This is a genomic window from Luteibacter sp. HA06 (genome assembly GCF_054061215.1).
In genome coordinates this window covers 192,651-205,496 of sequence record NZ_JBSSDZ010000001.1, presented here as the reverse complement: position 1 = coordinate 205,496, position 12,846 = coordinate 192,651, and the positions used below count along the sequence as shown (strand labels likewise).

Below are 12,846 nucleotides of genomic sequence, written 5' to 3'. Positions count from 1 at the left end.
CTTTTTTCGTCCCGCTGATCGGGGAACGGGAGAATCGACGACGGCGGCCACGGCGGTACCTGCTGGAAAGTTGAATTACGAACGTACTTTTAATGAAGATGATACGCGTAATCTCAAGGGGCAGGCAGGACTTTTTTGGGGATTTCAGTGAGCGCTGTGTGTGGGAGCGGCTTCAGCGGCGATAGCCGGGTCGCCTCGCACCCCATCGCCGGCATGGCCGGCTCCCACAAGGGCCCCCTTCACACGGGAGCTCCCACATGGGTCTTAAAGGCGCAACAGCCCAGCCGCCTTCGAAACGATGTCGGCGATGATGTCGCCGGCCGATCCTTCCCGGGCGAGGCCACCCGACTGCCCTGACCACAGCGGCTGGAAGTCGCCCAGGCCATCCGGTTCGGTGGCAGCCCGGAGCGGAGTCAACGGACCGCCGGCCAGTGGAAACGGCAAGGCATCCGGCGACAAGGGTCCCAGCTCGCTCATGATCCTGTTGACGACGCCGCGCGCGGGCCGCCCGGTCAGGACATTGGTGACTGCCGTGTTGTCATCGCGCGCGGTGCGCAGGGACGCTCGTCGCCTCCTCCGAAAGGAGGAAAGCCGTACCAAGCTGGACTGCGGACGCACCCAGGCAGAGTGCGGCGGCCATTCCCCGGCCGTCGACGATGCCGCCGGCGGCGATGACGGGCACCGTCAGCGCATCCACCATCTGCGGCACTAGCGAGAAGATGCCCGGTTGCGTCGCCATGTCATCGGTCAGGAAGTTGCCGCGGTGTCCACCGGCCTCGTAACCCTGGGCGATGACCGCGTCACAACCACGCTCCTGCAACCAGCGTCCCTCGGCAACCGTCGTTGCCGACGCGATGACGATGGCACCCGTCGCCTTCACGCGATCGAGAAGTGCATCGCCCGGCAATCCGAAGTGGAAGCTCACGACCTCGGGGCGAAGGTCCTCAACGAGAGAACACATGCCCGTGTCGAACGGTGCGCGTCCACCGGCCCTCGGAAGCGTTGAGACATCGACGCCGTATTCGACGAAGTAAGGCGCAAGACGGTCGAGCCAGCGCTGTGTCATCTCGTCGGTCGGCGTCACCGGCGTATGCGCAAAGAAGTTGAGGTTGACGCGTGCGCCCGGCAGGGCCGCACGAAATGTCCGCGCTTCCGAGGTGATCGTCTCGAGTGAGATCGATGCGCAGGGAATGGATCCCAGTCCGCCCGCGCGGGCGACGGCCATGGCGAGTGTCGAACTGCCGGATCCCGCCATCGGCGCAAGTAAAAGGGGGTGCTCGATAGCGAAGAGATCGAGGGCGCGGCGATCGGTCCAGGCAGTCATGGCCATTCCTGCGAACGGGCATCGACGCACACGTAAAGGCACGCCAACGCAAGGTGGTCAGGATACCGCAGATCGCCGCGCCGCTTCTCTTTCTCCACTTCCACCCCGTACGATGTATGCCCGGGCCAATCGTCAAAGGAGCAATGCATGGTGAAGCCCGTGGGCGCACGTAGCCTCCACAACCAGGTTGTCGACGAGCTGGGGCAACTCATCGTCAGCGGGAAGCTCGCGCCTGGCGAAGGCCTGCCGCGCGAGGATCTTCTTGCCGAACAACTGCAGGTCAGCCGCACCGCGCTGCGCGAAGCCATGAAGGTACTCGTGGCCAAGGGCCTGATCGAGTCGCGCCAGCGAACGGGCGCCCGTGTGCGCGAGGCGATCCACTGGAAGCAGCTCGATGCCGAGGTGCTCGCCTGGCGCTGCGCCTCGATGCCGACGGAGAGCTTCGTCGAACAGTTGGTGGAAATGCGTGAACTGATCGAGCCCGGCGCGGCTGCCGCCGCCGCCAGACGGCGAACCGACGCACAGATCGTCGAGCTAAAAGCCGCCTACGACGCCATGGCGGCATCCGAAGACCTGGACGGCTGGGCGGAAGCGGACCTCGCCTTTCACGAGATCCTGCTCAAGTGCACCAACAACTCGCTGATGGTGTCGCTGTTCTCGGTGATCGAGACGGCCCTGGGAACCTTCTTCCTGCTGTCGGCGCGCAACGCAGGCAACTTCAAGTCCGCGTTGCCACAGCATAAAAAAGTCTATGACGCCGTGCGGCGTGGGCAGCCCGAGGTGGCCCGCAAGGCCATGATGGACATGGTGGCCGCCTCACGCGCGAACCTGCACGGCGCAGGCCACCGCAAGGGCTGAGGCCCGAATGCTGCGCCGCAGCTTGCGGACATATAATAATAAAATACTACAATTGCCCCTCGGGACATTTTGACCGGCGACTGACATGGCATGAGAGGGCAAGGCGACTTGCTCTCCGGGGAACCGTGCGCCGGGCATCCATCCAAAACGTGGGGAGTAAGGAATGCAGCGGAAGGTACTCGCCCTGTCAGTGCGCCATGCACTGGTGGGCATGCTCGGCATCTGTTTCATCGGCGGCGCCTTGCCGCTCCATGCGCAGGATGCGCCGACGACCACCACGCAGGACTCCCAGCGAACCCCGGATGGAAAGGTCGTCACCGACCTCAACGGCGTCGCCGTCACCGGTCAGTTGCAGTCACTTTTCCTGTCGCAGTCCACCAAGCGCGACGCCGTGAACACAGTGGACTCCGTGTCCGCCGAAGAGGCCGGCAAGTTCCCCGACCAGAACGTGGCCGACGCGCTCCAGCGCGTGCCCGGCGTGTCGGTTAACCGCAGTGGCGGTGAATCCAACCAGATCACCGTGCGCGGCTTCGGCCCGAATTTCGTCAACGTGCTGCTCAACGGCCGCACCATGCCAACCGCCGCCAGCGATCGCGCGTTCGATTTCGACGTGTTGCCTTCCGAAGTGATCCAGCAGGCCGTGGTGCAGAAGACCAGCACGCCGGACCTGGAAGAAGGCGGTATCGGCGGTACCGTGAACATCATCACGGCGCGCCCGTTCGACTTCAATGGCTGGCATGCCTCGGGCAGTGCCGCCGGCGTGAACGACAGCATCAAGAATGGCCTCGCCGACAAGACGACACCGAAGGTGTCCGGCATCATCGGCAACACGAACGCCGACCACACGTTCGGCTGGCTGGCTTCCGCCGTCTATTACAAGCGCGATCACGTCGAGCAGTCGATCGACACCCTGGGCTGGCTGCAGAACCAGGACTTCTCGCGGATCAATCCGGCTTACACCAACGTTTCCCTGCCGCAGACGTTGCAGGGCCAGGTGATCAACGAGACGCGCACGCGCACCTCGTTCACTGGCGCCATCGACTGGAAGCCGATGGACGACGTGACCGTGAAGCTCGATGGCCTGTTCTCCGAGTACAAGGTGGACTCGACGTATAACGCGTTCGGTTCATACACCAATACCGGCGTCATCCAGTCCATAACACCCGGCGCGAACGGCACCGCGCAGAACTTCGTGATGGACAAGTCGGGTGGCATGTCGAACGACTACGCCCAGGAAGGCAATCCGCGTGATGCCTTCAACACGCAGTTCGGTAGCCATATCATCTGGCAGATCGATCCATCGATGGAGCTGGACCTGGACAGCGCGGCGTCGGGCGCGTGGAACAAGCAATCGCAGGACGGTTACTTCGTGGTGGTCGGCACGCGCAATGTCGGCGTCGACCCCACCTGGACCAACAACGGCGACAATCATCTCGGAAGCTACACCGGGCTGCTGCCGACCACCGACACCTCGGACCTGCATGCCCATGTGACCAACCAGGGCACGCAGAGCCCGAACGTCAGCGACAAGATCTTCGAGAACCAGCTGCACCTCGGCAAGAGCTTCCTCGACGGCACGTTGTCGCGTATCGATTTCGGCCTGTCGAACTCCAACCGCACCAAGACCGAGGTGACGTACAACACGCCGAACAGCTTCGGCTGCGCCGAGTACTGCGGTTACGTGGTGGACATCCCGCCGGATGCGATCGACGCGAGGACCTTCCACGCCGGCAATCTCGTCGATGGCGCCTCGCCGGGCTTCCCGCGTGACTGGGTCACTTACGACGTGAAGAAGCTCTTCGCGTACCTGGCGACGCCCGCCGCATACAACCAGTTGCCCAACGCCGCTGCGTTCAAGGCGCAGCTCGATGCCAACGGGGGCGGCTTCACCTCGGTGCCGGATCCGAACACGTACAGCCAGATCAAGGAGCGAATCAGTTCCGCTTACGGCATGGCCACGCTGGAAGGCGACGGCGGCATGCCCTGGAGCCTGAACATCGGCATGCGTTATACGAAGACGAACACGACCTCGTACGCGTACTCGGTGCCGATTGTCGGCATTGCCGTGAACCCGAACGACCCGACCAATGCAATCCCGACATACGGCAGCCTCAGCCCGATCTCAGCGAACGGCAACTACCATGAGTGGCTGCCGTCGGCGAACTTCAAGCTCAACCTGCTCGACAACGTGATCTTCCGTGCGGCGGCCTACAAGACGCTGACCCGGCCCGACCTGAGCAACCTGGCTGCGTCCACCTCGTACAGCTTCCGCCCGCAGGACCAGACCGTGACGAGCGGTAACGCGAAGCTGAAGCCGTATCTTTCCAAGAACTACGACGCGGGTATCGAGTGGTATTTCAACGACACCAGCTACACGGCGTTGAACCTGTTCCGCAAGCAGGTCAGTAATTTCAGCACCCTGATCACCACCCAGACCACACTGTTGGGCTTCCCCTTCCAGCTGACCGAGCCGGTGAACCTCAACGAGGCGACGATCAAGGGCGCCGAGTTCACCTTCAACTACCAGTTCACCAAGTTGCCCGCGCCCTTCGACGGCCTGGGCGTGGCGACCAACTACACCTACGTCACCAGCAACGCCACCATCAACGAGGATGTACTGGCCAACGCCGGAAAGTTCGCGGTGCCCGGCATCGGTAACTCCTACAACGCAAGCCTCTATTACCAGAAGGGTCCGATCGAGGCGCGTGTCGCGTATAACTGGCGCGCCAAATACCTCGCATCGATCGCCGGCAACCAGAGCCAGCCGACCTCGGTGAAGGATTATGGCCAGCTGGACCTCAGCGCGAGCTACAAGCTCAACGAGCACGTATCGCTGTTCATGGACGCGACCAACCTGACCAACGAGAACATCTACCAGTACCAGGTGTATGACGATCGCCAGAGCTATGCCGAAGCCAATGGCCGCACCTTCTTCCTTGGTGTGCGCGCCTCGCTGTGATCCAACTCTGCAATGACCGGTTGAGCATGTGCCTGTTGCCGTCGGTAGGCGGTGGCATCGCACGCTTCGACTGGCTCGGCGGCGACGAGGAGGTGCCGCTCATGCGGCCCTGCCTCGGCGAGCCCGAGCGATCGCCTGGTCACTACGAACCCAACCGCCTTGCCTGTTACCCCCTCCTGCCGTGGAGCAATCGCATTGCCCACGGCGGCTTTTTTGTCGGGGAACGGCGCATTGCGCTACTGCTCAACCGTGACGATGACGCCTGGCCGATCCACGGCAGCGGCTGGCAACGGCGCTGGGCCGTCCGCCGGCACGATGCCGACGAGGCGTACCTCGAGCTGACCGAGGTAGACCCCGAGGCGTACAGCTATCACGCCACGCTCCACTATCAGCTGGAAGGAAGCACGCTGACGCTTCGCCTCGCGGTGACCAACACCGGCGATGCCCCGATGCCTTTCGGCCTGGGAGTCCATCCTTTCTTCCCCCTCCACGGTGGCGCCCGTCTCGTGGCCCCGGCCACGGGCGTCTGGCTCAACGATGGCCGCGATCCGCTACCTACCCACCACGGGCCGGTACCGCCGGCCTGGGATCTCTCCGCGAGCCGTGAGCCTGCGCCGGGAATCAACCATGCTTTCACCGGCTGGTCCGGCACGGCGACCATCGAATGGCCGGCACGTGCGCTCCGGCTGCATGTCGAAGCGGACGTGGACGCCTATGTGTTGTACACACCTGTGGATGCGGACTTCTTCTGCTTCGAACCTGTAGACCATCCGATCAATGCCGTGCATCTTCCCGGGGGGCCGGTTGCGAACGGCATGACCCTGTTGGCGCCCGGTGAATCTATTGAACGTCGCTTCGCGTTTCGTGCCGAAGCACTCGAGCGCTGAAAGCGCCCCATGAGAGAGGTTGAACACTTGATGCGTCACGCCAGGATCGTCCGGTTAACCATGCTCGTCGCGGGCAGCCTCCTTGTCATGCCTGCGGTCGCTGCCGCCAAGGCGGCATCGGGATCGAATGCCTCGCCGTCCTTCGATGCAGCCCATAAGGTGTTCCGCATCGATGCCGGTGGCGTCACCTACGCCATGGGCGTGGATCCCGAGGGCAAGCTGCAGACGCTGTATTGGGGAGTCAGGCTGGCCCCGAACGATCCGCTTGGTCCCGCCGCGCCGGCACCCGAACGGTCGTCGTTCGACCCTGCCGGCGCCCTGTCGCCGCAGGAATACGCTGGCTGGGGCGGCGCCATGACCGCCACGCCCGCGCTGAAGATTCGCCTTGCGGACGGCAATCGCGACCTCGTGCTGCGTTACGACAGCTACAAGGTCGAGAACGGCGGCCTGGCTATCGTGCTGCGCGACACGCAGGCAGGCGTCAACGTCACCTTGCGCTACACCGCGGATACGGCCACGGGCATCATCGGCCGGTCTGCGCATATCGAGAACGCCGGGCAACAGCCGCTCGTCGTCGATAGCGCCGCCTCCGCGGCGTGGAACCTGCCCCGGGGCAGCGACTATTCGCTGCGTTACCTCACCGGCACCTGGGCGGGCGAATGGCACCTGCAGACTCGCGCCATCACCCCGGGCGCGACGGTCCTCGAAAGCCGGCGCGGCAGCACGGGCGACGAGAACAACCCCTGGTTCGCCATCGGTCGCGGGTCGGAGTGGAGCGAGACCCACGGCGATGTCTGGTTCGGCGCCCTCGCGTGGAGCGGCTCCTGGAGCATCCGCGTGGACGAGGACATCCTCGGCCAGGTGCGCGTGGTCGGTGGCTATAACCCGTTCGACTTCGGCTACAAACTGCAGCCTGGCCAGGCGCTCGACACGCCGGTGTTCTATGCGGGCTACACGCGTGACGGCATGGGCGAAGCATCACGCCTGCTGCATCGCTTCGAGCGTGATCGCATTCTCCCGGAAGGTGCCGGCACGCCGTTGCGGCCCGTCCTCTACAACTCCTGGGAAGCCACCGAGTTCAAAGTCGACGAGCCGGGCCAGGCGCGCCTCGCCGAGAAGGCCGCTGCGCTGGGCGTCGAGCGCTTCGTGATGGACGATGGCTGGTTCGGCGCGCGTAACAGCGATCGCGCCGGGCTGGGCGACTGGGTCGTCAATCGCAACAAGTTCCCCAACGGCCTGAAGCCGCTCATCGACAAGGTGCACGGCCTTGGCATGAGCTTCGGCCTGTGGGTCGAACCGGAGATGATCAATGCGGACAGCGATCTCTACCGCGCCCACCCGGATTGGGTGCTGAACTTTCCCGGGCGCGACCGGAGTGAGGGTCGCCACCAGATGGTGCTCAACCTCGCGCGCGAGGATGTCAAGGCACACGTGCTCGAGGTTCTCGACGGCGTGCTCAAGGACAACGACATCCAGTTCCTGAAGTGGGACTACAACCGCAACTGGTCCGAGCCGGGCTGGACGCAGATGTCGCCTGACGAGCAGCAGAAGGTCTACGTCGCTTACGTCACCAACCTGTACGACATCATTCGCGAACTTCGCAAACGGCATCCGAAGGTCGAGATCGAATCCTGCTCGGGTGGCGGTGCACGGGTGGATCTCGGCATCATGGCGCTGACGGATGAAGTATGGCCGTCGGACAACACCGATCCCTCCGACCGCCTGTCCATCCAGGACGGCTTCAGCCAGGCCTATGCACCGGCCACGATGATGGCCTGGGTCACGGGTTCGCCGAACTGGGTGAACAACCGTACGAGCTCGCTCGACTTCCGCTTCCTGTCGTCGATGCAGGGTGGCCTCGGTATCGGCGCCAACCTGCTCGAATGGACAGCCGCGGATGAGGCGACGGCACGTCATTACATCACCGAGTACAAGGCGATTCGTGGCACGGTGCAGAAGGGCAATCTCTATCGATTGCTGTCGCCGCAGAACCGTGCGCCCTGGTCCGCGACCGAGTCCGTGTCCGACGACTGCGCGCAGGTCGTGCTATTCGCCTTCCAGCGTCAGGGAGAGGAAGCACGTCCGTTCCCGACCTTGCATCTGCGCGGGCTAGATCCGACGTCGCGTTACCGGTACCGCAGCATCCACGGCACGGCGGCCCCGGGCACGCCTGACACGGCAAGCGGCACGTACTGGATGGAGCACGGCATCGATATCGTGATGAGGGGCGACCTCCAGGCCGCAGGGCTCGTATTCGAGCGCGACGGCAAGCGTTAACCCCGGGCCGAACGCCGCGCCGCGTCGCGGCGCCAGGCGCCCGGACTCTGCCGGCGGAATCGCGAGAACACGTTGGTGAAATGACTCTGGTCGGCGAAACCGCATTCGGCGGCGATGTCGACCAGGGTCAGTTCGGGATATTCGAGCAGGGCCTGTGCCTGGCGCACGCGCTGCTCGAGGCGCCAGTGTGTCGGCGAGAGGCCCGTGCTGGTCTTGAAGGCGCGGGAGAAGTGGCTGCGCGAGAGCTTGCAGGCAGCGGCTGCGTCATGAATGGCAGCACCCAGATCGGCCTGGTCTTTCAGGATGTCGCAGGCAAGGCGCACCTGCCAGGCAGCAAGCCCACCCCGGATGATGCGCGCCCCGGCGAGGGCAACCGGTTTCGACGAGGTTCGCCCGAACGCGTGCAGTGCCATCGTCACCTGTTCGAACACCGCGTCGTCGGCCAGCAGCAACGACGAGAGAGCTTTCTCGATCGATACGAGTGTGGAGATCATGGACCGCGCCCTTATGGTCGTTTGCGTCTGGCGTCCCCTGTATCCCGCCGACATCTACAGACTAGGCTGCAAAACCGGCCGGGGGCATCCTCATTCGGGCCTGGCTACCCACCCGATCGTGGATTTGGCACTCACACTTTCGTGTCATGCCCGGCTACCCCGTTAGCAAGAATCATCCGTTTGGGTATTGAACGCAGGCGCCGTTGTTCACAAGATGGGATGTGAACAGGGAGATCTACGTGACCGAGCCGATCGATCCGCCTCAGAAGATCCGGGTAGTGATCACCGACGATCATCCGATCATGCGGCGCGGCCTTCGTGCGGCGATTACCCAGGAAGCCGACATGGAACTGGTCGGTGAGGGAGCCGACGGTGCGGAGGCTATCGCCCTGTATCGCGCCCTGCGACCCACGGTGGCTTTGCTCGATTTACAGATGCCCCACGTGGACGGCCTGCAGGCCATCGCCGCCATCCGGGCGGAATTTCCCACCGCGGTGCTCATTGTCCTGACCAGTTATCCGGGGGATGCGCGCGTGATGCATGCGCTGACGCTCGGTGCCACCTCGTACCTTTTGAAGTCCGCCACGCTGGAGGAAATCATCAAGGCGATCCGTGCGTCGGTGTCCGGGCGCCACGTGGTGGCCTCTGAAGTGGCCCATGAAATAGCCAGGCACGCCGGCTCCGAAAACCTCACGTCGCGGGAAACCAGCGTGCTTCGGCTGGCCGCCGCCGGTCAGAGCAACAAAGCGATTGCCGAAGCACTCTTCGTCTCCGAGGACACCGTGAAGTCCCGCATGCGCAGCATCATGGCCAAGCTGGGTGCGCTCGACCGGACACACGCCGTCATGATCGCCGTCCAGCGCGGATTCCTTGAATCGTAGCGACGCGTCTTAACGAAGGCGCGACCACCACCGCCGACGAAACGCGGCATACGCCGTACGCGCCGGGAGCTTGATGTGCAGCTCGGTGCCCTCACCCGGCCCGGATTCTACGCTTAGCGTTCCTGCAAGGCGCGCGACGCGCTCGCGCAGACCAAGTAAGCCGAAGTGGCCCTGCTCACGGGCCCGCGAAACCTGCGACTCATCGAAACCCGCACCGTCGTCGGTGACGACCATCCACAGCGCGTCTTCTTCGTAAGTCAGGATCAGCGTGACGTTGTTGCCGTGGGAGTGGGTAAACGCATTACGTAGCGCTTCGAAGGCGATGTCGTGCAGTTCGTTGCGGCATTCTTCAGCGAGTTCCCGCGGCGTACCGGTTGCCTCGAGTTTGAAACCCATGCCGTTCGAAGCCTGAAGGCGACGACCTTCCGTCGCTATCTGGTCGTAGAGCGCCAGCCCATGATCTTCGTTACGGCGAAGCAGCAGGATGCGTTCGCGACCTTCGATGAGCGCATCGCGCGTCTGCTCTGACATCTCCTGCATTTCGGCACGACGGTCGCCCGGAATGCTTTGATCCATGGCCCATGCCTGCAGCGTCAGCATCGTTCCCTGGAATCGCTGCAGCAGGGTGTCGTGGATATCGCGCGCAACAGCCTCGCGTTCCTCTGCACGGATGCGCAGCCTGCGTGTGAGGGCCCGCGTACGAAGCTCGTAGACGAGCCAGAGGAGTAACAGCACGGGCAGGATGCCCAGCGCGCGGAACCACCACGTTTCGTAGTACGCGGCTCGCCTGACGATCGTTGTGCTCGCCGTCGTCGCACTGACCACGCCGTTCTCATTGCTCGCACTGACCTCGAAACGATAGGTACCCGGCGGGACGTTGGTGAAGACCGCCTCCCTTCGCGAGCCCGCATCCTGCCAGGCGTTGTTGTAGCCAACAAGGCGATAACGGAAGCGGACACGGTCCGGGCGACTGAGCATGGGCGAGGTATAGGCCACGCGGAAGCTGCGCATGTTGGCTGGCAGTGTCACCGTCGACTGCGCGACCGCAAACGTCGCGTCACCGCTGGTAACGTCCTCGATATAGAGCGCCGGAGAGATGCGGTTGGAGGGGATCTGCCGGGGATTCAACCATGCCAGACCCGATGCTGTTTGCGCCCAGAGCGTGCCGTCGACGCTTCGGCGCAGGGTTGGCAGCGTGCGGTCCGGATCCGGGGCGCCCGGCAGGCCATCGGTTGCGTCGAACGAACGGTAAGGCACGAACGTCGCCGGCGCCGCGATCGCCCTGGCCAGGTCGCCGCTTTCCACTTCACGCACGCCATCGAGTGTCTGGATCCAGAGATTGCCATCCGCATCCCTTGCGAGGCCTGTCGCGGTCTGGAACGCATCGTCGTCCAGCGCACCAACGGACGTGAAACGCTTGCCATCGAAGTGCTGGATGCCTTCGTCGCCACCGATCCAGACGCCGCCTGGTTCGGCATCGACCACCCTGATCACGCCTTTCTGCAACCCCTGCTGCTCACCGAAGGTCGTCGCCACGCCTTGCGCGATGCGTGCGAGGCGAGGCTCGCCCGCCGCGCCAACCCAGAGGCTGTCGTCACCAGCGACGGCAATGACTTTGGGGCGAAGACTCAACGTCGTGACGTCGGTCCAGGCGCTACCGTCCCATAGCAGGAGGTTGTGGTCCGTGTGCCCGGTGCAGACATAGACACGACCCTTGCTGTCGCTGGCAATGCAATTAGTGGCCGCGCGTGTCGCGTTCTCACGCAGGGCCGTCACCCGGACGGGCAACCCTTTCGCGATGGACCATAGCGAGTCCGGCGTGGCTGCCCAGACCGTGTCCTGGCTGGCGTCGAAGTACGTCGCCAGCGTAAGACGGGGAATCCCGGTCTCCACCCATGACGCGGGGGACGCAAGGCGCAGCAGGGAATGTGTTTCGCTTCCGACCCAGACCGTTCCTTCGTCGTCGACCGCGGCAGACACCTCGTGGATACCGTCGGGAAGCTTCATCGTCGTAAAGGCCGAGCGCCGGAAACGGTCCACACCGTTCTGCGTGCCTACCCAGATGTTGCCCTCGCGGTCCTGGATCAGCGGCCAGGCATAGCTGCCGGTCAGGCCCTCGGCGTGACCCATCAACTCTGCCACCGGCTCCGTATGCGCGGCTTCCGCCTGTCGCATCGACTCGGGTGAGACGAAGGTCACGGCGCGCGTCGTACTGGTTATCCACACGGCGCCTTCGCCGTCTTCCCTCACGGTGGTCGCCGGCACGGCAAGGGGAGCCATCGTCTCGGTGAGCGATGCACCTGCCGCGCGGTAAACGTGCAGGGCCGTGCTCGTCGGTATGTAAATGCGACCGGAGCGTTCGATATACAGCGCGCGGGGCTTGTCCGGGCCGCCCGTCACCTCGACGAAGCCCTCAGCGCCGGGCAGGCGGACCATGAGCTTTCCGCCCCCCGATACCCAGAGGGCGCCATGGCTGTCGAAGGCAGCGCGACGTATCAGGCGATCGGCCGTATTGGGCTCGACCATTTCCCAGGCACCGGCGCGGAAGCGGATAAGTCCCTGCGGGGAGGTGGCCCAGACACCTCCTTGGGAATCGGCGAGGAAGCCGTTGATGCCGACCGCGATGCCCCTGGCATCGTCAAAGTGCCTGAGATGGCCATCCTTCAGCAGTGTCGGGCCCGCGTCCGAGTTGGCGATCCAGAGACCGCCGCCCTCCGCGGGAAAGATGCTGTTGAGCTGCGCCGCCCGGAAGGCCTCGCCGGGAAGCGGTCGAAATGGCTGGAAGGTGACGCCGTCGAAGCGGGTGACGCCCTTGGTGCCGGTCATCCAGAGGAAGCCGTCTGCCGTCTGTACGATGCTGGCGAGGTCGCCCGGGGCGCCGTCCTGCTTCTGGAAGGCCGTGTGCTGATAGCTGCCGAGCGAAAGTGGCGGGGCAGCCACGGCGGAACCGGCGAGCAACAGCGCGGCGAGGACGCCCAGCCACCGTGACGCACGCAGTGACGCATTCATGGCATCCACCCCACCCCCTGGACCGTTTGACCTACCCAGGTTCCGTGCATGGGCGCCCTCGGGCCAGATTGCTGCTTAAGCGGCCTTTGCACAAGAGAGCATAGCCGATGAACCGGCTCCCACAGGGGGCGAGGCCTGCCGGGTCGTTTGTAGCGGT

7 protein-coding genes and 1 pseudogene are annotated in these 12,846 nt (G+C 64.2%); 5 read left to right on the top strand and 3 right to left on the bottom strand.

Annotated elements, in window-relative coordinates; genetic code table 11:
* Window positions 1–264: 264 nt before the first annotated feature.
* Window positions 265–1,255: pseudogene (locus tag ACVWWJ_RS00875) on the bottom strand (NAD(P)H-dependent flavin oxidoreductase).
* Window positions 1,256–1,471: 216 nt separating this feature from the next.
* Between ACVWWJ_RS00875 and ACVWWJ_RS00870 the strand changes: the two are divergent.
* The 4 genes from ACVWWJ_RS00870 (at window position 1,472) to ACVWWJ_RS00855 (ending at window position 8,305) form a co-directional block, all read left to right on the top strand.
* The gene (locus tag ACVWWJ_RS00870; protein WP_159888983.1) at window positions 1,472–2,182 is read left to right on the top strand and encodes a FadR/GntR family transcriptional regulator; all 711 of its coding nucleotides are present in this window, start codon (window positions 1,472–1,474) and stop codon (window positions 2,180–2,182) included.
* A 163-nt stretch (window positions 2,183–2,345) separates the two neighbouring features.
* On the top strand, window positions 2,346–5,141 hold the full coding sequence (locus tag ACVWWJ_RS00865) for a TonB-dependent receptor (RefSeq protein WP_456966429.1): 2,796 nt from the start codon (window positions 2,346–2,348) through the stop codon (window positions 5,139–5,141).
* Between the two features lie 26 nt (window positions 5,142–5,167).
* Complete coding sequence (locus ACVWWJ_RS00860) at window positions 5,168–6,028, top strand: aldose 1-epimerase (RefSeq protein WP_456966428.1); 861 nt, start codon at window positions 5,168–5,170, stop codon at window positions 6,026–6,028.
* A 30-nt stretch (window positions 6,029–6,058) separates the two neighbouring features.
* Window positions 6,059–8,305 carry an alpha-galactosidase gene (locus ACVWWJ_RS00855; protein ID WP_456966427.1) on the top strand — a complete coding sequence of 749 codons (2,247 nt, stop codon included), beginning with the start codon at window positions 6,059–6,061 and terminating at the stop codon, window positions 8,303–8,305.
* Here the strand turns inward: ACVWWJ_RS00855 and ACVWWJ_RS00850 are convergent.
* Complete coding sequence (locus tag ACVWWJ_RS00850; RefSeq protein WP_456966426.1) at window positions 8,302–8,799, bottom strand: helix-turn-helix transcriptional regulator; 498 nt, start codon at window positions 8,797–8,799, stop codon at window positions 8,302–8,304. The genes ACVWWJ_RS00855 and ACVWWJ_RS00850 overlap by 4 nt on opposite strands.
* Before the next feature lie 239 nt (window positions 8,800–9,038).
* Here ACVWWJ_RS00850 and ACVWWJ_RS00845 point away from each other — a divergent pair, with 239 nt between their 5' ends.
* Window positions 9,039–9,680 (top strand): response regulator transcription factor, encoded by a 642-nt coding sequence (locus tag ACVWWJ_RS00845; protein ID WP_200851443.1) that lies wholly within the window; start codon window positions 9,039–9,041, stop codon window positions 9,678–9,680.
* Between the two features lie 9 nt (window positions 9,681–9,689).
* Here the strand turns inward: ACVWWJ_RS00845 and ACVWWJ_RS00840 are convergent, their stop codons facing one another.
* The gene (locus tag ACVWWJ_RS00840; RefSeq protein ID WP_456966425.1) at window positions 9,690–12,689 is read right to left on the bottom strand and encodes a two-component regulator propeller domain-containing protein; all 3,000 of its coding nucleotides are present in this window, start codon (window positions 12,687–12,689) and stop codon (window positions 9,690–9,692) included.
* Window positions 12,690–12,846: the final 157 nt, after the last annotated feature.

Bases quoted from the DNA above. Each gene is read 5' to 3' on its own strand.
- ACVWWJ_RS00870 (WP_159888983.1), top strand. From the start codon at position 1,472: ATGGTGAAGCCCGTGGGCGCACGTAGCCTCCACAACCAGGTTGTCGAC.
- ACVWWJ_RS00865 (WP_456966429.1), top strand. From the start codon at position 2,346: ATGCAGCGGAAGGTACTCGCCCTGTCAGTGCGCCATGCACTGGTGGGC.
- ACVWWJ_RS00860 (WP_456966428.1), top strand. From the start codon at position 5,168: ATGTGCCTGTTGCCGTCGGTAGGCGGTGGCATCGCACGCTTCGACTGG.
- ACVWWJ_RS00855 (WP_456966427.1), top strand. From the start codon at position 6,059: ATGCGTCACGCCAGGATCGTCCGGTTAACCATGCTCGTCGCGGGCAGC.
- ACVWWJ_RS00850 (WP_456966426.1), bottom strand. From the start codon at position 8,799: ATGATCTCCACACTCGTATCGATCGAGAAAGCTCTCTCGTCGTTGCTG.
- ACVWWJ_RS00840 (WP_456966425.1), bottom strand. From the start codon at position 12,689: ATGAATGCGTCACTGCGTGCGTCACGGTGGCTGGGCGTCCTCGCCGCG.